Below are 22,520 nucleotides of genomic sequence, written 5' to 3'. Positions count from 1 at the left end.
ATGAAAAAAACAATATCACAAGCAGCGAAACATAATGAGAAAACAGTAACTATAGGTGCTTGGCTTGCGAATAAAAGATCCAGTGGGAAAATTGCTTTTCTGCAGCTACGTGACGGTACGGGATTCATGCAAGGGGTCGTCGTAAAAAGTGAAGTATCCGAAGAAACGTTTAACCTTGCTAAAAATTTAACACAAGAAACATCTATATATGTAACCGGAAAAATTGTTGAAGATACCCGCTCTACATTTGGTTATGAAATGCAGGTTAGTCAAATTGAAGTTATCCATGAGGCAACGGACTACCCAATCACACCAAAAGAACATGGCACAGAATTCTTAATGGATCATCGACATCTATGGCTACGATCAAAAAAACAACATGCGGTTATGAAAATCAGAAATGAAATTATCCGCTCTACGTATCAGTTTTTCAATGAAAATGATTTTATAAAGATTGATCCACCAATTCTTACCGGATCATCAGCAGAAGGAACAACTGAACTGTTTCACACAAAGTATTTTGATGAAGAAGCGTATTTATCACAAAGTGGGCAATTATATATGGAAGCAGCTGCAATGGCATTTGGAAAGGTGTTTTCTTTCGGCCCTACTTTCCGTGCTGAAAAATCAAAAACACGCAGACATTTAATTGAATTCTGGATGATTGAGCCAGAGATGGCCTTTGTTGACCATGAGGAAAGCTTGCAAATACAAGAAAATTACGTGAGTTATGTTGTTCAATCTGTACTGAACAATTGTAAGCTCGAATTAGAAATCTTAGAACGTGATACATCTAAATTGGAACAAATCAAAGCACCATTTCCTCGAATCTCCTATGATGATGCAATTACATTATTAAAGGAAAAAGGTTTTGATGATATCGAGTGGGGAGAAGATTTTGGGGCTCCACATGAAACAGCAATTGCTGAGAGCTATGACAAGCCTGTTTTCATAACCAATTATCCAGCCGAAATTAAAGCCTTTTATATGAAACCTGACCCAAATCGTTCAGATGTTGTACTTTGTGCAGATTTGATTGCACCAGAGGGTTATGGTGAAATTATCGGTGGATCACAACGTATTGATGATTTAGAATTAATGAAAGAGCGATACGAACAGCATGGATTGAATGGACCTGCATATAAATGGTATTTAGAGTTAAGACAATATGGTAGTGTACCACATTCCGGATTTGGACTTGGACTTGAAAGAACTGTTGCATGGCTCTCAGGCGTGGACCACGTTAGAGAGACCATCCCATTTCCAAGACTATTAAACCGTTTATATCCATAAGAAACATAAGAAAGGCAATAATTTAAAATCCCTTGCGAACACAAGCAAGGGATTTTAATTTACCCGCCTATACGTGAAGTAAGACTCCCACTTCAAGATCTCAAGGGGATGAAGAAAGATAAGTGGGAGGGAATTGATCCCAAATAAATGAAAGTTCAATTTATCTGAGGTGAATTACCTTTCATGCTATACTAATATTAGAGGTGCTATAATTTTGACGAAAAAAATATCGATACAACAAATTCTCTTGAATCAGTTGCACATACCAAGTGATTTATTATTAAAATATAAAACACTTGGTCTTAATGAAAAAGAGGTTATGATTATTCTTCAATTACTCCGTTATTTAACGGATAAAAATGATTTTCCAACACCATACGACATTTCTCAGCATGTCACTATGGATGAACAGGAATGCGCGAATATACTCCGTAAATTAACACAGAAAAATTTACTTTCCATTGAACAACAAGAAAATGAAAACCACCAATTAAGTGAGGCATATAATCTTGACCCATTATGGGAAAAGCTGTTTATAAAAGAAGAGGAAGTAGAAGTACCGCAAGATGATAATCAAACAGCTGGATCCATTTTTATTCTTTTTGAACAAGAATTTGGAAGACCATTGTCGCCATTTGAGATTGAAATGATCAATGCTTGGATTGATGAGGATGAAATAATACCATCACTAATAAAAGCCGGACTTAGGGAATCTGTACTAATGGGAAAGCTGAATTTCAAATATATCGACAGAATTTTAAGAGAATGGAAAAAGAAAGGTATTCATACCGTAGACCAGGCTCGGCAAGCAACCAAAAACTTTCATAATAAAAAAAATACAAAAGAAGCAAAAACGGTAAAACGAGATACATCCTTTTATTACAATTGGTTAGAAGGGGAAGAATAAAACAATGCTAAACAAAAAGAAGATAAGGCATTGTCTCGATGTGATGGCAGAAATGTTTCCGGATGCAAAAGGGGAATTGGTACATTCCAATCCTTTTGAACTAGTAATCGCTGTATTACTGTCTGCACAATGTACAGACAAGCTTGTCAATAAAGTTACTGCTGATTTATTTAAAAAGTATAAAAAACCGGAAGACTATCTGGAAGTCTCTTTAGAAGAACTCGAATCAGATATAAAATCCATCGGTCTTTATCGTACTAAAGCAAAAAATATAAAAAAGCTATGTCAGATGTTACTTGATGATTATAAAGGAGAAGTACCACGAACAAAGGAAGATTTAATAAAGCTTGCTGGTGTCGGCAGAAAAACTGCAAATGTGGTTGCTTCCATTGCATTTGATGAACCTGCAATTGCAGTCGATACACATGTTGAGCGTATTTCCAAACGTTTAGGAATATGCAGATGGAAAGACTCTGTTATTGAAGTAGAAGAAACCTTAATGAGAAAGGTGCCACGTGATGAATGGAGTGTTACACATCATCGAATGATTTTCTTTGGCAGATATCATTGTAAGGCACGAAATCCCAATTGTCCTGAATGCCCGTTGCTGGAACTTTGTAGAGAGGGACAGAAACGAATGAAAAAAGAAAATACAACAAAAAGAGAGAGGTAAACTCATATAGAGTTCACCTCTCTCTTTTTTATTCCTCTGGAGTGTCTTCTGGATTTTCTTCAGTGGATTGTTCTTCTTCATCTTCAACTGGTTCTTCTGTGGCTGGTTCTTCTACAGGTGGAGCTTCCTCATCCGGTTCTTCTTGACCGTTTGAATTGCCGTTGTCGCCATTGTTTCCACCATTACCATTATTGCCGTTGTTGCCATTGTTGCCGTTATTTTCATTTTCATTTTCATTTTCATTTTCATTTTGGTTTTGGTTTTGGTTTTGTTTTTGTTCCTCATTGTTACCATTTTCTTCATTACCATTATTCTCATTATCTTCATTTGGCTCTTCTTCAGCCGGTACATCAACAGTAGTACTTTGTGATGATCCTCTTACATCATCCTGACCAATCGGAGTGACTTCAATTGTGTATGTCTCACCAGGTGTTGCTCCACTTACTTCCAAACCTTGTGACTCTACTGTTTGTGTTTGTCCATTAACAGATACTTCAAAGGTAGCATCTGGACCATCGTAGGTCCACGATATATCGATTAAAGAATCTGCTGCAATATACTGTGCAGTTAAGCCGCTTACTGATGGTACTGTTTCTTCCTCTTCACCACCAGGTATTGTTAACGATGTGTTCGCAGGATCACTTGTCATTGATCCGCTTGTTGCAACAACCTGTATCTCATAAACTGCACCAGGTTCAACTTCAGAAATCTCCACCTGAGTTTCCTCTGTTGATGAGAGATTTTGCATTTGTCCACCATCAACACTGGCACTGACATTAAATGATACATTTTCATCTGAACCATAATTCCACTTAATCTGTACTGAATTTGATTCTTCATTGTAAGAAGCGTTCAAATCAGAAACTGGATCAAGAGCATCAAACTTTTTAGATGTTTTCGTTGGTTCTGTTCCTTTTACAAACAACTCTGTAACAATCTGTGATGACGGTGTATGTTTGCTTGGTAGTGCAGGTGGATTCGAGCCTTTTTCCACACTTACTTCGATAACAGAACTTGGCTTTTTGAAATCAGTTATTTCTTTTCCTTCTGAGATAGTTTCCATTGTGTTCTTGAATAATGCCTTTGAAATATTAGTATCTTCAAGAGGGACACGTTTTGTTTTACCTTCCTCATCTACAGTATAACCACCTGTCCAGGCGGCTATCGTATAGTTAGTAGAATATCCGCCAAACCATGCATCCGGACTTCCCTCTACATCCTGCAAGTTAGTAGTACCTGTCTTACCGGCAATCGGAATACCTGGAATATTGGCTCCTGTACCAGTACCTTCTGTAACAACCGATTTCATCATGTCTGTGACCATATATGCCGTGTAATCGGACATAACCGCTTCGGCTTCTGGTGTTAAGTCAACAACTTCGCCGTCAGGGAATTCCACTTTTGTAACTGCGTATGGTTCATTATAGATACCTTCATTACCAAAAGCGCGGTACGCTCCTGCCAATTGAAGTGGTGTAACATTGGTTCCCGCTCCACCGATAACATCTGTAAGGGCCATTTGATCATTGTGAAAGTTTATTCCAAGGTTTTCCGCAAACTCTTGGGCCTTTCCGATACCAACTTCCTCCATTAACTTAATAGTTGGTACGTTAAGTGATTGACTTAAGGCATGTCTTGCGCTCATCCATCCTCCACTTGAACGATTCCAGTTGCGAATCGGATGATTTGTTCCGGGAATTATATATGGTGCATCATCATTAATTTGATGATACGTAGATATTTGATTATATTCAATGGCAGGTCCATAAGACATAATTGGTTTCGCTGTTGAACCTAACTGTGAACCACCTTCAATGGCATAGTTAAAGCCATAATCACCTTCATTATTTCTGCTGCCACCAATGGCCTGAATTGCTCCAGTTTTAGTATCTAAAACCGTCATGGCAGCTTGGGTATTATCCGGATATTTAATAGGGTTTTCATCACTGTCTGTAAGTAAGAATTCCACATGTTCCTGTACACTTGGATCCAATGTTGTATAAACCTTTAATCCATCTGTATTGATATCAATTCCATCCATTTTTTCATTTACTTCTTTTTCAACCTGCTGAATGAATGCCTCATATGCTGATGAGTCCGGACGTGATTCAACAAGCAGGGAAGGGATATCCACTTCTCTCGCTTCATCAGCCTCAGCTTGTGTAACTTTTCCATGTCTTACCATTAATGTTAATACTGTATTCATTCTTTCTTTTGTTAAGTCAGGATTTTGAAACGGATTATATGCGGTAGGTCGCTGTGGTAAACCTGCAAGAATAGCGGCCTCTGGCAATGTTAAATCGTTTAAATCCTCTTTCCCAAAATAGTTTTCTGCAGCCTTGGCAACCCCTGATGAATTACTTCCATAGAAGATACCATTTAAGTACATTTCAAGGATCTCTTCTTTGGAATATTCTCTTTCCAACTGTAATGCAAGCCACATTTCTTGAACTTTTAAACTGATTTTTTTATCATGTGAAAGAAAAGCTCTTTCAACAACTTGCTGGGTTATTGTACTCGCGCCCTGCGACCCAAATCCGTCGGTAATGTTTGCGAGTACAGCACCGCCTATTCTACGTACATCAATACCGGGATGTTCAAAAAATCTTGCATCCTCTGTAGCAGTGACGGCATCAATTAAAACTTGTGGCAAATCTTCATAGGTAACCTTCTCACGTTGTGCCTCTTCGCTTAGGTTCGCGAATTCTTCTCCATTTTTATCGTATAAAGTGGAGGAGAAGGGAACAGATAGCTGTGATTCATCAAGTTCGGGTGCTGTCGTTACCCAATACGCACCCATAGCGATTGCTCCAATTCCTAGTGCTAGAATAATAATAAGAGCTGTTAATAGAACTTTTTTCCATATCGGTTTATTTTTATTCTTTTTGGACTTTTTCTGTCTACGTCTAGCTGATCGACTCTGGCTGTTTTCTGCCATTAGTTGTATACCTCCGTCTTCTAAAAATAAAGCTTATCTATAATAGATAAATAATCGACCCTTGTCTGATACTGAAAGGGTATTAAATAACTGTCCTGTTGTACTTGTTTATAAGAGATGGATTTTTTCCCTCCCTTTAATTTGTCGTCCCAATAAGAAAATAGTTTCACTGCTTCCATGAAATATGTTTCATCAAAAGCGGCAAATCGAATAATCATAAAACAAACGCCACCATGACCAATAATTGCTTTCATATGATCAATCTGATGTTCATGAATATTTGCAAGTGGAAAAATCGTTTTATTCTTAGTTTCCTTTGCCTCAAAGTCAATATACTTACCTCGATATAAACCATTATAATCTGTTGTGGAAGCCTGTTTGAAATATGCCTCTGTAATAACCGCAGCACTACGCTTTGGATAGTTCACATTAACAATTTGAACAGGGGTAGGCTTTTTATGAATAACAGCTTTTGCTGTATCCAGATAAAATTGATTCGTTATATTTATATCTTTCTCTAGAGTCATTCCTCGATTACTGAATATATTATTTCCTTGTTCTGATGATGTCTTTCGGACCGGCAAAGTCTTTCTTTGTCCACTTGGATAGTTCAAAAGTTTTTCCCTCCCAGCTTAATACAGTATGATATCAGAAAAAAAGGTAAATGATAACTCTTAACTGTACAATTGTTGTATACCCCATAATTCTGAAAAGAAAGAATGTGTCAAGTATATGACTAAGACTCATAACCAACAATCCTTCTTACATTATATAACAAATTTGACTACATCACATAATTTAGACAATATCTCAAGAACTCTTGCATATCAAAATTTCTATTTCCAATATCCTGAAATGAAATGGGCATTAGTTGCCAGTGTTGTGTCCAGAAATGCAGGCTGGAACATGACGGATTTATCTTTACCGCCATTTCAAGGATTATTAAGTGACAAAGAACTTCGTCGCTTGTTTATGACGTACGAAAGGGCAAACTGGTTAATCTTTTCTGATGCCTTTCCACAATTACTGATATACAGCTTTTCTAAAGAATTCAATCAACCATTGTTTCATTTACTATATGAATTCAATGTTTCCACCTTTATGATTGATGAATGGAATTATTTCTGGAAATCAAATGATAAAGAAAGACTTCTAAATGCGTTAATTATCAACGAACAGAATCTAATTCAATCACCTGTCATTGAGCAGCCTTTTTTTAAGGCTCAAGTATTTAGATCTTTTCCATATTTAATGCAAAACTTTCTATTAATGAACGCTGTTTTATTACCAAATCGCAAAGGGAAGTTACACGGATTTTTTGTACATGGTTTCACAAACATTGACAACAGGATAAAAATAGGTCAAAAAATAGCTGCATTAATCGAAATACCCACCATTTATAATGAACTGATTGATTTTCTGATTTCCATTGAACCAACTGGATCACGTCAAGAATATGAACAATTTTTAAATATAAATCTAACCAAAAGCTCTATGTTAAGAGTTTTATATCCAGTTATTACCCACCAGGATATTATTCGAGAAGACTGGTACAAAGCAGGGGGTATAGAAACAAAATGGCTAAAAAAGCCTAACCTATCATCCAAATTAGAAATCGGTAAATCTTTTTATATAAAAAGGAAAATTTTATTCGCTTACTATCACATTAAAAAGATATATAAAAAGGATTTGTACCAGTAAATAGTACAAATCCTTTTTGCTATAGAAATCATAATTTTCTTCTTATGAGGTTTTCGGACTGTGTAAGCCACATACAGCTCCAGCGCTGAAGCTGCAATAGTTCCGTAATCAGTTAACTCGAAATGCTCCACGTGTTATCTTTATTTTATGTGGATGGACGGTTTGGACCATTTAATTTTTTATCACCGGTTTTTAGAGACTTTGCTTTGCGGTCTGTTGTACTAGGTTGTTGTCGTTCTTTTTTTGACTGTTTCAATTAAAAACACCTCCTTTCTTTTAGTTTGTCTTATTTCGCCCAAAAGATGAGTGTTTCCACTAGTTTTGTACATTTACTTCTAGTTTTGTCGAAGGGGGAGGAGTGTCATGTTAAGGTGGCGAAATACTTATACAACAAATAATAAGTAGGGGTTGATGATCATGACAGCAGTCCTAAGAAAAACAATAGAAAAGAACGGTTCCAGCAAAGACGAAGCACAATTAATCTTACAAGAAATGACGGAACAACTACTGTTAATCGAACAAAAAGTCAAAGTGAATGCAGATAGAGAAGTATGGTTGCGTTATCAAAATGTGATTCATCAAATCGAACACACGAAAGATGCAATCGAAAAGATAATACGATGATTCGATCAGTATAGATGCCTTTAAAAGAGAATAATGATAAAGTAGGTTGTATGTTTTACTCTCTTTATAAAGGTGGCAATTATAGATGGAACTAAGCAAGCAAATAAACTTATTAAAAAATCACCTATCCCGTTTGAAGGATATATTTGAAAAAAATACCCCCCCTGAAAATATAAAAGATAGGGATTTCTTTTTAAAAGTCAAAGAAGAAACAACACCGGTTTATCAACTTTTAGATGAATGGGAGGAAGCAGCCTTAAAAGTCGTTAAAGAAAGAAAGGCCAAAGTACATCCACAGCAAATAACTTCCACAAAGGAGAATATGGAATTAGTGTTAATGCACAGCTATTATGTGGATACCCGAAGGAAGCGTTATATGGAATTACATAATTCCATTTTATATGTCTTTGACTTGCTTTTAGAAGATATTTAAAAGATCAAAGTACTGTTTATCGTGCTTTACAACAATTCTTATTTCTCTTATAATTACCTGCACAAACTCATAAAGGGTGGGAAAGACAAATGAACTCGGATCAATTAATCGAAGAAGCAATTAATATCATGGATAATGCATATGCCCCATATTCAAAGTTTAAGGTTGGTGCAGCGTTATTAACCAAATCAGGAAAAGTTTATACAGGATGTAATATTGAAAATGCCGCATACCCTGTTAGTTGCTGTGCAGAACGTGTTGCTATTTTTAAAGCTATTTCTGAAGGGGAAACGAAATTTCAGGAACTAGCAGTAGCAGCAGATTCTTCAAGACCAGTACCTCCATGTGGATCTTGCCGCCAAGTAATGAGCGAATTTTTCTCAAAAACAATGTACATTCATTTGACCAATCTTAATAAAGAAACAAAATCATTTACAATGGAAGAATTACTACCTTTTTCATTTGATATAGATGATTTGCTAGGAAATTAATTCTTACTGGTAGAAAATTAAGAATCGTCCTTCTTATGTAGATACATGATGTATTAGAACTTTCCTTTATGAAAAGAAAGTTTAATATTACACAGGAGACTGGCAATCAGTTTCCTTTTTTATGGTATAATAAATAATAATTGGTATTTAATTTTTATTTAATTAATAAACTTAGAAATGAAAGTGACCATTAGAAAATTACATTTTACATCGTATATGTGAAAATGATGAGGTGATGAGATGAGTATAAACCGCGTTCAACTAAGTGGAAAAGATATTCTGGAAAAAGATTTTAAAACAGCAATGAGAGGATACAATCAAGAAGAGGTTGATGAATTTCTGGATGTCATCATTCAGGACTATGACTTGTTTAAGCAGGAAGTGGAACGGTTACAGGCAGAAAATGAAAAGCTGAGGAAAACTACTGTAGAACAGCCAAGAACAAGGGCACCACAACCGAATACACAGGTTAATTATGATGTATTAAAGCGTCTGTCCAATTTAGAAAAAGCTGTTTTCGGTAAAAAGTTCGCTGACTCAGCTGAATAAATCTAATTTTTGGTAATTTTTAACATCGATTGATAAAATGCTGTAATCATGTTAATATGAAAGAACATTAATTAAATGCTTGTGTAATCGCTGCATGTATTTGCAGAGGAAAGTCCATGCTCACACAGACTGAGATGTCTGTAGTGTTCGTGCTTGATGAATTCATAAGTCAAGGTAGCTTAATTGCTAACGGCAGAAGACATTCCTAAGTCTTTTTGATATGGAATTATTCTTGAAAGTGCCACAGTGACGTAACTGAGATGGAAACATTTCAGGTGGAACGGGTAAACCCCACGAGTGAGCAACCCAAATAATGGTAGGGGCATCCTTTAGTAGGGAATTCAACCGAACAAGGGACAAGTTTTGCTTGTAGATAGATGATTACAACCGGAGTACGAGGCTGACCACCGTTTGCAGTACAATGGTACAGAACATGGCTTATCGAGTATTTAATGGTCATACATATTAATTTTGAAACCTTTTCATTGTCAATGATGACAGATGAAAAGGTTTTTTTGTTTATTCACTACGGTATTAAAGAATACTACAAATATGGCGGACGGAACCACATCTTTAATTTAGCAGTTCATCTTTTGATTGCACAATGTAATATGGTAAACTGAAACTAATTTTAATTCGAAGGGAATAATTCAATGCGTAAAGTAACATTAATAGCAACTACTGCGATGGGTTTGGAATCAGTTGTTGCACAAGAGGTTAAATCATTAGGATATGAGGTAACGGTAGACAATGGAAAGGTTATTTTTGAAGCACCAGTATCAGCAATTCCGAGGTGCAATCTTTGGCTTCGAGCAGCAGATCGAATCAAAGTCGTTGTCGGGCAATTCAAGGCTTTGACATTTGATGAGCTTTTTGAAGCCACCAAAGCATTACCATGGGAAGAATATATTTCTGAAGATGGTCAATTCCCCGTCTCTGGTAAGTCCATAAAATCAAAGTTATTCAGTGTTTCTGATTGTCAGGCGATTGTTAAAAAAGCAATTGCGGAACGTTTGAAATTAAAATATGGCCTTGCCACGAAGATGCCTGAAACGGGAGGACTATATAAAACGGAAGTAGCATTGCTTAAAGATGTCGTGACATTAACATTGGATACGTCAGGGGCAGGACTTCATAAAAGAGGTTACCGTGTCGGGCAGGGAGAAGCACCTTTAAAGGAAACAATGGCCGCGGCACTTGTTATGCTTACAAATTGGAAAGCCGAATACCCATTTGTAGACCCGTTCTGTGGCTCTGGAACATTAGCAATTGAAGCGGCATTGATTGGACAAAACATTGCGCCAGGCTTCAACCGTGATTTTGCTTCAGAGGACTGGACATTTATTAAAAGAAAATTATGGGACGAAGCATTTCAGGAAGCGGAAGATTTGGCAAACTATGATCAAAAGCTTGATATTACCGGTTCGGATATCGACCATAAAATGATTGAAATAGCTACGGACAATGCAATGGAAGCGGGACTTGGTGACCTTATTTCTTGGAAGCAAATGCAAGTAAGTGACTTATTTATTCGAGAAGATAATGGTTATGTGGTAAGTAATCCACCATACGGTCAGCGTATAGGTGATAAAGATATGGTAGCAAAAATGTATAGTGAGTTAGGCAGCGTTATGAAAGATCATCCTTCATGGAGTGTCTATATCATTACAGCCTTCGAAGCTTTCGAGACACAATATGGTCAACAAGCTACAAAGAAGCGTAAATTATTTAATGGGTTTATCGAAACGAATTATTTTCAGTACTTCGGAAAAAAAACCAAGGAGGAATAAACTTGGATAGCACATATTTGACTGAGAAAGAATTTAAAACCTTATTAAATGAACTTAATGCTTATCGCGAGACACTTACACTCACACAATGGGATATGCGTACAAAAATACCAAGAAAAGCTGTTGAACAAAGATCACAGGTAATTGGATTTCTTGCAAATAAACAACATCAATTGGAAACGTCAAAAGAAATGAAGTACTTTATTGATGTATTAAAAAATCAAACAAATGATCAGATTATCCAGATGATTGTTGAAGAATGTGAAGAAAACTACGAAAGAAACCGTAAAATACCAACTAACGAATACAAAGAATATGTTATGCTGCAGTCCAAATCTGAAGCTATCTGGCAGGAAGCACGAGAGAAAGATGATTTCTCCATGTTTCAGCCTTATCTCGAGGATTTAGTGGGGTATAATAAAAGATTTGCTGAATACTGGGGGTATGAAGACAATATATATGATGCATTGCTTCATACCTATGAGCCTGGTATGACGACAAAAACGTTAGATGATGTATTCCCGAAATTGAGAAACTCACTGAGTGAACTAGTTGATAGAATCAATAACAGTCATACAAAGCCAAATTCCGATTTATTAAAGGCTCATTTTCCAAAGCAGGATCAAAAAGCTTTTACAGTCGAAGTTTTAAAACAAATGGGCTATGATTTCGAGTCGGGACGTGTTGACGAAACCATTCACCCTTTCGCTATTAGTTTAAATTTAAATGATGTAAGGATTACTACGCGATATGATGAAGAAGATTTCCGTATGGCTGTGTTCGGGACGATTCATGAAGGTGGACATGCATTATATGAGCAAAATATTAATGAAAAACTTGCGAATACACCATTGGCAACGGGAACATCAATGGGGATACATGAATCACAATCCTTATTTTGGGAAAACTTTATAGGAAGAAGTAAAGATTTCTGGAGTAACCATTTTGAGCTGTTCAAATCTTTTGCTCCACCTCATTTTCAAACAATTAACAATCAAGACTTTTATCGTGCAGTAAATGAGGTTAAACCTTCCTTAATCCGAATTGAAGCAGACGAATTAACCTATCCGCTACATATTATGATTCGTTATGAGTTGGAAAAGGCATTAATTAACAGTGAAATAGAAGTAAAAGATTTACCGCATTTATGGAATGAATTGATGATGGATTATTTAGGAATTGAACCACCGACAAATCGTGAAGGCGTGCTACAGGATATCCACTGGGCAGGAGGAGATTTTGGCTATTTCCCTTCCTATGCACTCGGCTATATGTATGCCGCACAATTTAATCATGCTTTATCAAAGAAAATGAATATAGGAGAATTGATTGCCGCTGGAAATTTTAAAAAAGTAGGTCTGTGGCTGACGGAAAACATCCATCAGTACGGGAAAACGAAAAAACCGTTGGAAATCATTAAAGATGTTACAAATGAGCCATTAAATCCAGAGTATCTTATCAATTATTTAACTGCAAAATATACAGATATATATAATTTATAATATTGTTCAGGAAGGGTCCGAAATTGGGTCTTGTAGGTCGAATCAATGTAGCTGAAAAGCAGTACTTGAACATTATTAGCCAGGGGGAAAATAATTTTCCATAAAGGTGATATTATTGACCACAATCTGTTCCATTGGATTAGGTATACCAGAATTCAATATTGAACAAGAAGAAATAAAAGGAATCGTTAAGGAAATATTCTCATACTCAGATAAGCAAATAAATCGATTACTCCCTGTTTTCGATCATGCAGCAGTAAATAATCGCCAATTTGCTGTTGACCAATCCTGGTTCTTAAAAGAACATTCATTTAAAGAAAAAAATGATCTTTATCAGGTAGAAGCTAAAAAGTATTCACTAGCTGCAATTGATGATTGTTTAAGAAATCCGGAATTTCTAAATGATGTAATGCCTTACGAAGCAATTGATATGATTATTTTTGTTTCAAGTACAGGTATTGCAACTCCATCCATGGACGTCCATCTTATGAATGCAAGACCATTTAGACAGGATATTAGCAGAATGCCATTATGGGGGTTAGGATGTGCTGGTGGTGCTATTGGCTTATCACGTGCACATGACTGGTTGACTGCCCACCCAGATAAAACTGTCTTAATTATATGCTGTGAGCTTTGCAGCTTAACATTCCAAAAAGGGGACAGCAAGAAGAGTAATATGGTTGGTACAGCTCTATTTGGAGATGGAGTTAGTGCAGCACTAGCAATGGGTAGTAATTCACCATATCTTTCCTTAAGTAAAACTTCCACCCCAAAAGTAATTACTGCAAGTTCATTTCTAAAGCGGGATAGTGAGGATGTAATGGGATGGGAAATTAATGATCTAGGTTTTGAAGTTGTTTTTAAAAAGAACATTCCTTCATTGGTGGATTCATTCTGGCGAGACCATGTGATGAATTTTTTCGAACAAACAAATCTCTTTGAAAAAGATATTCATTCATTTATCTCACATCCAGGTGGCAGAAAAGTGATGGAAGCAATGGAGGAAGTTCTTCAATGTTCAAAAGATAAGTTGAAACAATCTTATCAGGTGCTATCTGATCATGGAAATATGTCTTCTGCAACTGTTTTATATGTTTTGCGTGAGTGGATGAAACAAAATATTATTTCCGGTGAAAAGAGTATTTTGTCTGCGCTCGGGCCAGGATTCAGTTCTGAATTATTATTACTGGAGTGGTATGAATAATGGCAGTCTATATGTGGGTGTTGTTCGTAATTATTATATTACAGCGAGTTATTGAACTGTTTATAGCTAGGAACAACGAAAAATGGATGAAGCATAGGGGTGCTATTGAAAAGGAAGTAGAACATTATAAATGGTTTATTATCCTGCATACGTCCTTTTTTATATCTATCCTAGTTGAAACGTTTTTAAATGATAATAAAACCCTTCCACTTGATTATACATTGCTCACAATCTTTATTTTGACACAGTTGGTTAGAATCTGGTGCATTTCTTCACTGGGAAGATATTGGAATACAAAAATAATTATTCTACCTGGAGTACAGTTGGTAAACAAGGGACCATATAAGTATATCAAGCATCCTAACTATATTATCGTCGGTATTGAACTTTTAGTAATTCCGTTACTTTTTGGAGCAATTATAACTGCGGTGATATTCCCATTGCTTCATATATTATTACTTATGATACGAATACCAGCAGAAGAACGCGCGTTAAATATAGTTCGGTCAAATACAAACAGGGAAGAGGCAGGTAAATAACCTGTCCCTTCCCTAAAGAATTTCTGCTATACTTATATATTGAGATACTTATCTTTTTACAACATTTGCAGCCTGTGGTCCACGTTCGCCATCAACAACTTCGAAAGAAACTTCTTGTCCTTCTTCCAATGATTTAAAACCTTCCTCCTGGATTGCAGAATAATGTACAAATACATCATTACCTTCGTCCATTTGGATAAATCCATAACCTTTTTCTGCGTTAAACCATTTTACTACTCCGTTTTCCATGTTTACATTTCCTCCTAATAATTCCACGTAAAACGCGTGTTAATACAAAAAATCAGCACAGAACATTAAAAAAAGGCAGCTTCTATAGAAGAGTAGGATCACTATTGCATCCACTTCTATAGAAGCTGCCCTGACATAAATGATTCCGTACATCCTCTTTGCTTACTATTAATATTATATTATTCATAATGTACGGTCAAGAAAATGAACCCATATAATCAGAATATACTATTGTTTTAATTTACTCTGTGGTTATACTATTTAGAGAAACATAAAGGGAGAAATGTTACAATGAAGGATAAACAACTAGCTAAAATCAGGGATTTTATATTTCAATTATTCCATACTGATGTTACAGGTCATGATTTTTTTCATATGGAGCGAGTAGCAAATATGGCAAAACAGATTGCCCTTAAAGAAAATGCTGATCCATTTATTTGTGAAGTGGCTGCATGGCTACATGATGTTGGAGACAAAAAACTTTTCAGTGAGCCAGATAAATCCATAGAAGAGATGCATCATTTTCTAGAATCAATTTTTATAACAAATAGCCAAATAAATACGATTGATATGATTATACACAGCGTTTCTTTTAGTAAAGGTAGAATTCCAGAAACATTGGAAGGAAAAATAGTGCAGGATTCTGATAGATTGGATGCGATCGGGGCCATTGGGATTGCCAGGACATTTGCATACGGAGGAGCCGATCAGCAAATGATATATCATCCTGACAACAAATCCACATCCATCCAGCATTTCCATGATAAGTTACTAAGATTGAAAGACTTGATGCATACCGAGACGGCGAAAAATATTGCTTTTGAACGCCATCAATTTATGGAAAATTTTTTAAAACAATTTAGGAAGGAATGGAATTGACTCTATACGAGAAGATGGTACAATAAATTCGATTCAAATGTAATTTCTGTTATAATAAAATATTAAAATCATTCTTTATGCATTCACGTAACGTACATAAATAAGTAAGGAGAGATACCATGCTAAAAGGTGAACAAGCATATCTGGATTTATGCCAGCATGTTTTGGATAAAGGTTTTAAAAAGGAAGACCGAACAAATACGGGTACATATTCTGTCTTTGGACATCAAATCCGTTTTGATTTGACTGAAGGGTTTCCGTTACTCACTACAAAGAAGGTACCATTCCGCTTAGTTGCCAGTGAACTTCTTTGGTTCATTAAGGGGGATACCAATATCCGTTACCTACTCGAAAATAATAATAATATTTGGAATGAGTGGGCATTTGAAAAATGGATAAAGAGTGATAACTATACTGGGCCTGATATGACTAATTTTGGAATTCGAAGTCAGCAGGATGTAGAATTTAATGAACTATATAAGGATCAGATGGAGATTTTTAAGGTAAAAATCTTACAGGATAAAAACTTCGCAGAGGAATATGGTGACCTCGGTTCGGTATACGGGAAACAATGGCGCAGATGGAAAACTTCACAAAATGAAACCATTGACCAGCTAAAAGAAGTAATCGCATCTATCCAGAATAACCCGAACTCACGAAGACATATTGTTTCTGCTTGGAATCCAGAAGATATCCCTAATATGGCGCTTCCACCATGTCACACATTATTTCAATTTTATGTTGCAGATGGGAAGTTATCATGTCAGCTATACCAACGCAGTGCAGATATTTTTCTTGGAGTACCATTCAACATTGCGAGCTATGCATTGTTGACCCATCTCATTGCCCATGAATGCAATTTGGAAGTGGGTGAGTTTGTTCATACATTCGGTGATGCCCATATTTATTCCAATCATATGGAGCAAGTTCAAACACAGCTTAAAAGGGATTTAAGATCATTACCAAAGCTTAAGATTAATAAGGAAAAAGCGTCTATCTTTGATTTTGAACTTACTGACTTTGAGATATTAGATTATCGCCCACATCCAGGCATTAAAGCACCAATCGCAGTTTAGGTAAATAGTTACTCGACAGGAGGGAATAACATGATTTCATTATTGGTCGCAATGGATAAGAATTATGTAATAGGTTTAAAAAATGGCATGCCCTGGCACTTGCCAAAAGATTTACGTTTTTTCAAAGAGAAGACAACAGGAAATACGATTATCATGGGAAGAAAAACATACAATTCGATGGGCGGCGCACTACCAAATCGTGAAAATGTGGTATTGACACGCAACCAAACGGAAATCCTAGAAAATGTTAAAGTAATTGATAATCTCGAAACCATTATAGAATGGAATAAAACGAATCCCGAAAAGGAATATTTTATTATCGGGGGCGGGAATATCTTTAATCAAGTAATGCATCTAGCTGACAGAATGTACATTACGTCAATTGAAGAATCATTTAGCGGAGATACGTATTTCCCAAATTTTTCTGAGGATGAATGGCATTTAACTTCAAAAGTAAAAGGGGAGAAGAATGAAACGAATCCCTATGACTATTATTTTTTACAATATGACCGTAAAAAATAAAAAACTCCAGCATAGTAAATTATTTTGTTTAATGGTATTATATATTTGTATCATCTTAAATTAAAAAGGATGATATCATTCATTTAAGACTGTGAAGAAGGTGTATTTATGTTGGCTAATATAGGAGTACCAGGGTTAATTTTAATTGTAATGCTCGCATTAATTATTTTCGGGCCAAAAAAGCTACCTGAGATTGGTAAAGCAGCAGGGCAAACGTTACGAGAGTTCAAAGCCTCAACACGTAGCTTAACTGAAGATGCTACAACCGAAATTAACGATGTTAAAGCAATCGTTCAAGGTGATAAAAAAACAGAAGATAAATAACTTTTCGGAGTGATAAAGTATGTTCAGTAACATTGGAATTCCCGGATTAATACTTATTCTTATCGTTGCTTTGATTGTTTTTGGACCTTCAAAATTGCCTGAAATCGGTAAAGCCTTTGGAAGTTCCTTACGGGAATTCAAAAATGCTACACGCGATATTGCAAGTGATGCGGACGATAAAAATAAACAATAAAAACATGGCATTTGCTAAGCCTGAAAAAAATCAGGCAGGAAAATGTTTAGCTTTCTTCAAAAAAATATATAAAAATAATTAGAATGAAAATGGAGGTGTAGGGTTATTCCTTACATCTTCTTTTGTGCTATTTATAGGGGAGTGTTATCGAATGTCTGAAGATCAGCAACAAATTGAAAGTGATAAGGAAATGAACCTAGTTGGTCATCTATCTGAATTAAGAAATAGGTTGGTTGTAACAGCTGTTTTCTTTGTAATATTTTTTATTGTAGGGTTTATCTATGTTAAAGAAATTTATTGGTTTTTTGTTAATGATATCGACCTTGAATTGACAGCAATTAGTCCAACTGAAATTATATGGATTTATTTTTCCATGGCTGGGCTTGTAGCTATTATTGGAACAATTCCGATTCTAGCTTATCAGATATGGGCATTTATAAAACCAGGATTAACACCACATGAAAGAAAATCATCTTTGGCTTACATACCAGCATTGTTTCTACTGTTTATTCTAGGGCTAGTATTTGGCTATGTTGTATTTATCAAATTAATTATGCCTTTCTTGCTTTCGTTAAATGATGATATGTTTAACATTATGTTTACCGTAGATAAGTATTTTAAATTCCTGCTCAGGGTAACGATGCCATTTGCAGCTCTGTTTGAATTACCAATCATCGCAATGTTTCTGACGAGTTTGGGAATTTTAACTCCTGACTTTATGATAAAAAATAGAAAATACGCCTATTTTATACTGATTGTTATTGGTGTTCTGATCACACCACCGGATTTTGTTCTGCAAATCATTGTAGCAGTACCGCTAGTTATTCTATTTGAAATCAGTGTTCAATTATCTAAAATTGTCTACCGGAAAAAGCGAAAAAAACACGAAGAATTTATGGAATAAGACAAATCATAAAGAGGTGATATCATGCGTTCCTTTTATCATTTTTTAATGACCTACAGGGGAAAGTTAAATCCTGATGAAAAATCTTTACTAGCAGACTGGGCATTTAATGATCATAATTTCCCAAAGCAGTCAACAAAATATGATGTAATTAGTGACTATTTAGAGTGGAATAGCCCTTTTCCAAATGCATTAAACGTATTTGATGAGATTTGGAACACATATCAAACCACAAACTAATTTTAAACAACCTGGAACATTATTTTCAGGTTGTTTATTTTTATTGGCTAAATATTGATGTTAATGGCGTTGGGCGTAGTTTCTATGAATTTAAACAAACGTTTGATCAATTAACAGGCAATTTATGATAATCATATTATATCTAAGTACATCCATGAATCGCATAAAAGGACCTTTTTCTCGATATATTAAAATGAAAGCAATTATTTTGTTGGTTTCTGCGGTTGCCTGGGAAATATCTTGTTTAAATATCCTGTTTGCCTACACGCAATTCAGGTTCAAGACGTAAGCTAATGTTAGATGACTACTTTTATGAGAAGGGGAGATAATATGATATTTCCACCAGGGCACCAACGACAATATCCAAATCCAATGGAAAGAAATATGAGAAATAAAAGAACTACAATGAAACCATCCAATTTTAACACAAAATCTATTGGGAGTAGCAGTGTGGGTGGCATTACTAAAACATTAGACAATGTGCAGCAAGTGCTAAATATGGTTCAGTCAAGTGCACCATTCATTCAGGAATATGGACCAATGATCAAAAACTTACCAGCTATGTACCGAATGATGAAAGCTTTTAAAGAAATTGAAAGTAGTGAAGATGATACGAAGCAAATTGCAGACTCAGATGAAAAAAATAAAACAGAACCTGTTATACCCGAATATCAGCCGACTAAAACGAAATCCATAGGTGAATCGAAACCTAAATTATATATTTAATATGCTTCCTTAAGTCACACTACTTGATTTTTAATCATAAAAAGGGAAAAATAGAGGTAGAGCAATATGAACTAACGACTTATATGCTTTGTAATAATTGAAAGCAATGGCATTCTATGGTTCACTAATACTAATACAAAATTAGACTGGAGGAATTTTCATGTCGCATAATATGGAAACAGCAACATTTGCCGGGGGTTGCTTTTGGTGTATGGTAGAGCCTTTTGACCAACGACCAGGAATCGAAAGTGTGATCTCTGGTTACACTGGTGGCCATGTTGAAAACCCAACATATGAAGAGGTTTGTACCAACACAACAGGACATGTGGAAGCAGTGCAAATAACCTTTGATCCGAATAAAATGTCATATGAGCAATTATTAAATACATTTTGGCAGCAAATTGATCCAACTGATTCTGGTGGGCAGTTCAACGATAGGGGAGAGTCTTATCAAACTGCCATTTTCTATCATAATGAACAACAACAACAAGTCGCAGAAAAATCAAAACAAGATCTTGAGGCAAGTGGAAAGTTCTCGAAACCGATTGCAACGAAAATTATACCAGCCAAGCCATTCTATACTGCTGAGGAAAATCATCAGGATTATTATAAGAAACAATCGTTCCACTATCGATTATATAAAAAAGGATCAGGTAGAGAAGACTTTATCAAGAATACTTGGAATGATAAAGTTGATAAATCAGAACTAAAGAAAAAACTTACACCAATTCAATTTCATGTTACACAGGAGAACGGTACCGAAAGACCTTTCCAAAATGAATACTGGAATAATGAGAAAGAAGGAGTCTATGTGGATATTGTTTCCGGTGAAGTCTTGTTTTCTTCTAAGGATCAATTTGATGCGGGATGTGGTTGGCCAAGCTTCACGAAGCCCATTGACCCATACCAGGTTGAAGATAAAACAGATACAACTCATGGGATGGTCCGAACTGAAGTTAGAAGTAATAGTTCTGACTCCCATTTAGGACATGTCTTTGAGGATGGCCCTGTAGAAGCTGGGGGCTTACGCTATTGCATGAATTCTGCTGCAATGCGTTTCATTCCAAAAGAAGAAATGGAAGAAAAAGGTTATGAAAACTATTTGTACTTATTTAATTGAGACTTAGTTTACGATAACTTTATTATGTAAACTAAGTAAAGGGAGAATAGAAAATGATTCATTTAGACTGGGAAAATAGGGAAACAATAAAACAAATTGAATGTGTCCATGCAAATGCAAAAAAATTTATTGTCGATAATAAATTAACTCCAGGAAAAAAATACGATGTTAAAAACGAAACAGAAGAATTTTACTTCATTATCGATAATAGTGAACGAATCGCTGGATTTAGAAAAAATTATTTTAAAGAAGGAAGTAAATAAAAATAACAGGAGAAATCCTGTTATTTTTTATGTTTAATATATATAATAAATACTACAAATAAAGATTTGCGAGCATTATTCCTAAACTTTCCTCATAAATTTCATTAAATTGGCCAATAGGGAGAGGATTAATACCTAATCCTAATTCTACAGTGAAGCCCGGTTGTCTAAACTCCTGAATAAACCAATCTTTATATCCTGCATAGCTATCTACATATTGAATAGGATTATAACCACTGACTCTTTCGTATTCATTAACAATATCCACAGATTCCGGTGGCTCTTGGCCTTCAAACCCCCAATAAATCACCTCACCCTGTGTATGAAATGCATTCATCCTTAAAAAATTCCTTTCATAAGCAAGGGCTGCCATTGCAAGTGCCTCAGGTTCTGTCAGTGGTGCTATACCGGGGAAATCTCTTGGTTGTGGAGTAGTAGGCTTCCTCGCAGCTTCTACTTCCCATAACGCTGGATATTGGTTATTCAAATCAACTCCATTTATATTTGCTTTCCAACCAGAAAAATCCTCACTTCCCTGATTAATAGCCAAAACAGATTCTTGAAACCCGCCTGCAGCAGATAAACCTTCAATTACGAGGTTCACTCCATCCGGATTAACCATTGGAACAACAGACAATTTGGCTGTATTATAGAGTGGTAAAGCCGGCAGGTCCCTGATGGGCAATCCATTTGTGGCTGATAACACATATTGATTGATAAATCGCATAATAACTGGGGTCGTAATCCATTCATTGGCATGAAAGGAACCATTTAAATGTACCTGTTTAGGTCCTATGCCAATTTGCAGCTCTGTTATATCTTTACCCATTACCGAATTCCCTGTTGTTTGAGTCATAATGAAGGGATAGATTAATTGGAGTTTATTTATATCTGCTGTCATTTTTTCATGCGTATAATTCGCTACATCATCGACAATCATCTCGGTTACTCTTCTTGGCAGCACAATTGCTTGTCCAATCTGCAGCTGTGAAGGATCAATACCCTGATTTGTTAATTCCAGAATGTCCAAAGGGATATTATTTTCCCTTGCAATGGTCCAGAAAGAATCAGTAGCTTCTATTAAATAGTTTTCTTTTACATAACCAGGTATTTGGATTACCTGACCAATTTGCAATTGATTTACATCCATTCCCGGGTTCGATGTTTCTATAAGAATGGGTGGTACACTAAAAAGTTGACTATAATACCAAACCGTATCACCTGACCTCACCGTAATTTCCATTCTATATCTCCTTTCATATACTTCTTATACATCATATGATAGATATAAGAGATGATGAATCTTTTATTTTCTGAAGATAAGCGTTATAATAGCTAAATACAATTATATTTTCATCATAGATTTGAAGGAGGAGAGTA

The 22,520-nt window shown here is 35.7% G+C and carries 27 protein-coding genes and 1 other RNA gene; 23 read left to right on the top strand and 5 right to left on the bottom strand.

Translation table 11 applies throughout. The annotated features are described in order from the left end of the window. From asnS to nth, 3 genes are all read left to right on the top strand, one after another. Nucleotides 1-1,293 carry an asparagine--tRNA ligase gene (asnS, locus tag BV906_RS00430; protein ID WP_087971504.1) on the top strand — a complete coding sequence of 431 codons (1,293 nt, stop codon included), beginning with the start codon at nucleotides 1-3 and terminating at the stop codon, nucleotides 1,291-1,293. 214 nt (nucleotides 1,294-1,507) lie between these two features. Next, nucleotides 1,508-2,200 carry a DnaD domain-containing protein gene (locus tag BV906_RS00425; protein ID WP_176330230.1) on the top strand — a complete coding sequence of 231 codons (693 nt, stop codon included), beginning with the start codon at nucleotides 1,508-1,510 and terminating at the stop codon, nucleotides 2,198-2,200. Between the two features lie 4 nt (nucleotides 2,201-2,204). Further along, complete coding sequence (gene nth / locus BV906_RS00420) at nucleotides 2,205-2,873, top strand: endonuclease III (RefSeq protein ID WP_087971503.1); 669 nt, start codon at nucleotides 2,205-2,207, stop codon at nucleotides 2,871-2,873. A 28-nt stretch (nucleotides 2,874-2,901) separates the two neighbouring features. Here the strand turns inward: nth and BV906_RS00415 are convergent, their stop codons facing one another. After that, on the bottom strand, nucleotides 2,902-5,811 hold the full coding sequence (locus tag BV906_RS00415; RefSeq protein WP_087971502.1) for a penicillin-binding protein 1A: 2,910 nt from the start codon (nucleotides 5,809-5,811) through the stop codon (nucleotides 2,902-2,904). A gap of 20 nt (nucleotides 5,812-5,831) precedes the next feature. Continuing rightward, nucleotides 5,832-6,425 (bottom strand): Holliday junction resolvase RecU, encoded by a 594-nt coding sequence (gene recU, locus BV906_RS00410; protein ID WP_087971501.1) that lies wholly within the window; start codon nucleotides 6,423-6,425, stop codon nucleotides 5,832-5,834. 118 nt (nucleotides 6,426-6,543) lie between these two features. On the opposite strand from recU, the gene BV906_RS00405 reads away from it, so the two are divergent. Continuing rightward, the gene (locus BV906_RS00405) at nucleotides 6,544-7,512 is read left to right on the top strand and encodes a DUF2515 family protein (protein WP_087971500.1); all 969 of its coding nucleotides are present in this window, start codon (nucleotides 6,544-6,546) and stop codon (nucleotides 7,510-7,512) included. 145 nt (nucleotides 7,513-7,657) lie between these two features. Here the strand turns inward: BV906_RS00405 and BV906_RS19620 are convergent, their stop codons facing one another. Next, entirely contained in the window at nucleotides 7,658-7,768 is a 111-nt protein-coding gene (locus BV906_RS19620) for a spore protein (protein ID WP_217896376.1), read from the bottom strand. 161 nt (nucleotides 7,769-7,929) lie between these two features. Here BV906_RS19620 and BV906_RS00400 point away from each other — a divergent pair, with 161 nt between their 5' ends. From BV906_RS00400 to BV906_RS00360, 9 genes are all read left to right on the top strand, one after another. Continuing rightward, complete coding sequence (locus tag BV906_RS00400; protein ID WP_087971499.1) at nucleotides 7,930-8,136, top strand: hypothetical protein; 207 nt, start codon at nucleotides 7,930-7,932, stop codon at nucleotides 8,134-8,136. An 85-nt stretch (nucleotides 8,137-8,221) separates the two neighbouring features. Further along, nucleotides 8,222-8,569 carry a DUF1798 family protein gene (locus BV906_RS00395; protein ID WP_087971498.1) on the top strand — a complete coding sequence of 116 codons (348 nt, stop codon included), beginning with the start codon at nucleotides 8,222-8,224 and terminating at the stop codon, nucleotides 8,567-8,569. 89 nt (nucleotides 8,570-8,658) lie between these two features. Then, on the top strand, nucleotides 8,659-9,060 hold the full coding sequence (locus BV906_RS00390) for a cytidine deaminase (RefSeq protein ID WP_087971497.1): 402 nt from the start codon (nucleotides 8,659-8,661) through the stop codon (nucleotides 9,058-9,060). Between the two features lie 240 nt (nucleotides 9,061-9,300). Further along, complete coding sequence (gpsB, locus tag BV906_RS00385; protein ID WP_087971496.1) at nucleotides 9,301-9,609, top strand: cell division regulator GpsB; 309 nt, start codon at nucleotides 9,301-9,303, stop codon at nucleotides 9,607-9,609. 75 nt (nucleotides 9,610-9,684) lie between these two features. Continuing rightward, an RNA gene (rnpB, locus tag BV906_RS00380) (RNase P RNA component class B) lies at nucleotides 9,685-10,055 on the top strand. Nucleotides 10,056-10,262: 207 nt separating this feature from the next. Beyond that, complete coding sequence (locus BV906_RS00375; protein WP_087971495.1) at nucleotides 10,263-11,399, top strand: THUMP domain-containing class I SAM-dependent RNA methyltransferase; 1,137 nt, start codon at nucleotides 10,263-10,265, stop codon at nucleotides 11,397-11,399. Nucleotides 11,400-11,401: 2 nt separating this feature from the next. Continuing rightward, entirely contained in the window at nucleotides 11,402-12,901 is a 1,500-nt protein-coding gene (locus BV906_RS00370) for a carboxypeptidase M32 (protein ID WP_087971494.1), read from the top strand. A gap of 106 nt (nucleotides 12,902-13,007) precedes the next feature. Then, a complete protein-coding gene (locus tag BV906_RS00365) occupies nucleotides 13,008-14,105 on the top strand; it encodes a type III polyketide synthase (protein WP_245843782.1) in 1,098 nt (365 codons plus the stop codon). After that, nucleotides 14,105-14,644 carry an isoprenylcysteine carboxyl methyltransferase family protein gene (locus BV906_RS00360; RefSeq protein ID WP_087971492.1) on the top strand — a complete coding sequence of 180 codons (540 nt, stop codon included), beginning with the start codon at nucleotides 14,105-14,107 and terminating at the stop codon, nucleotides 14,642-14,644. Before BV906_RS00365 ends, BV906_RS00360 begins: the two co-directional genes overlap by 1 nt. A 48-nt stretch (nucleotides 14,645-14,692) precedes the next feature. On the opposite strand, the gene BV906_RS00355 is transcribed toward BV906_RS00360, so the two are convergent. Beyond that, nucleotides 14,693-14,893 carry a cold-shock protein gene (locus BV906_RS00355; protein ID WP_087971491.1) on the bottom strand — a complete coding sequence of 67 codons (201 nt, stop codon included), beginning with the start codon at nucleotides 14,891-14,893 and terminating at the stop codon, nucleotides 14,693-14,695. A 291-nt stretch (nucleotides 14,894-15,184) separates the two neighbouring features. Between BV906_RS00355 and BV906_RS00350 the strand changes: the two genes are divergently transcribed. The 10 genes from BV906_RS00350 to BV906_RS00305 all read left to right on the top strand — a co-directional run bounded on the left by BV906_RS00350 (nucleotide 15,185) and on the right by BV906_RS00305 (nucleotide 21,140). Next, a complete protein-coding gene (locus BV906_RS00350) occupies nucleotides 15,185-15,772 on the top strand; it encodes an HD domain-containing protein (protein WP_087971490.1) in 588 nt (195 codons plus the stop codon). Nucleotides 15,773-15,891: 119 nt separating this feature from the next. Then, the gene (locus BV906_RS00345; RefSeq protein ID WP_087971489.1) at nucleotides 15,892-16,848 is read left to right on the top strand and encodes a thymidylate synthase; all 957 of its coding nucleotides are present in this window, start codon (nucleotides 15,892-15,894) and stop codon (nucleotides 16,846-16,848) included. A gap of 30 nt (nucleotides 16,849-16,878) precedes the next feature. After that, nucleotides 16,879-17,370: a dihydrofolate reductase gene (locus BV906_RS00340; RefSeq protein ID WP_087971488.1), complete on the top strand. Its 492-nt coding sequence runs from the start codon at nucleotides 16,879-16,881 to the stop codon at nucleotides 17,368-17,370. Between the two features lie 108 nt (nucleotides 17,371-17,478). Next, nucleotides 17,479-17,694: a twin-arginine translocase TatA/TatE family subunit gene (locus BV906_RS00335; protein WP_087971487.1), complete on the top strand. Its 216-nt coding sequence runs from the start codon at nucleotides 17,479-17,481 to the stop codon at nucleotides 17,692-17,694. A 19-nt stretch (nucleotides 17,695-17,713) separates the two neighbouring features. Beyond that, nucleotides 17,714-17,887, top strand: coding sequence for a twin-arginine translocase TatA/TatE family subunit (locus BV906_RS00330; protein ID WP_087971486.1), 174 nt, complete (start codon nucleotides 17,714-17,716; stop codon nucleotides 17,885-17,887). Nucleotides 17,888-18,038: 151 nt separating this feature from the next. Beyond that, the gene (gene tatC / locus BV906_RS00325; RefSeq protein WP_087971485.1) at nucleotides 18,039-18,791 is read left to right on the top strand and encodes a twin-arginine translocase subunit TatC; all 753 of its coding nucleotides are present in this window, start codon (nucleotides 18,039-18,041) and stop codon (nucleotides 18,789-18,791) included. Nucleotides 18,792-18,815: 24 nt separating this feature from the next. Next, the gene (locus tag BV906_RS00320; RefSeq protein WP_087971484.1) at nucleotides 18,816-19,031 is read left to right on the top strand and encodes a YozE family protein; all 216 of its coding nucleotides are present in this window, start codon (nucleotides 18,816-18,818) and stop codon (nucleotides 19,029-19,031) included. A gap of 330 nt (nucleotides 19,032-19,361) precedes the next feature. Continuing rightward, entirely contained in the window at nucleotides 19,362-19,757 is a 396-nt protein-coding gene (gene vrrA, locus BV906_RS00315) for a VrrA/YqfQ family protein (protein WP_176330229.1), read from the top strand. 160 nt (nucleotides 19,758-19,917) lie between these two features. Beyond that, complete coding sequence (gene msrA / locus BV906_RS00310) at nucleotides 19,918-20,877, top strand: peptide-methionine (S)-S-oxide reductase MsrA (protein ID WP_087971482.1); 960 nt, start codon at nucleotides 19,918-19,920, stop codon at nucleotides 20,875-20,877. A 53-nt stretch (nucleotides 20,878-20,930) separates the two neighbouring features. Beyond that, the gene (locus BV906_RS00305) at nucleotides 20,931-21,140 is read left to right on the top strand and encodes a DUF6501 family protein (RefSeq protein ID WP_087971481.1); all 210 of its coding nucleotides are present in this window, start codon (nucleotides 20,931-20,933) and stop codon (nucleotides 21,138-21,140) included. Nucleotides 21,141-21,192: 52 nt separating this feature from the next. On the opposite strand, the gene BV906_RS00300 is transcribed toward BV906_RS00305, so the two are convergent. Continuing rightward, entirely contained in the window at nucleotides 21,193-22,383 is a 1,191-nt protein-coding gene (locus BV906_RS00300) for a M14 family metallopeptidase (RefSeq protein WP_087971480.1), read from the bottom strand. Nucleotides 22,384-22,520: the final 137 nt, after the last annotated feature.

It is taken from the genome of Oceanobacillus rekensis (genome assembly GCF_002153375.1).
Taxonomy (GTDB): Bacteria; Bacillota; Bacilli; order Bacillales; family Amphibacillaceae; genus Oceanobacillus; species Oceanobacillus rekensis.
The sequence above is the reverse complement of the archived record's forward strand: the minus strand, read 5'-3'. Positions and strand labels throughout refer to the sequence as shown.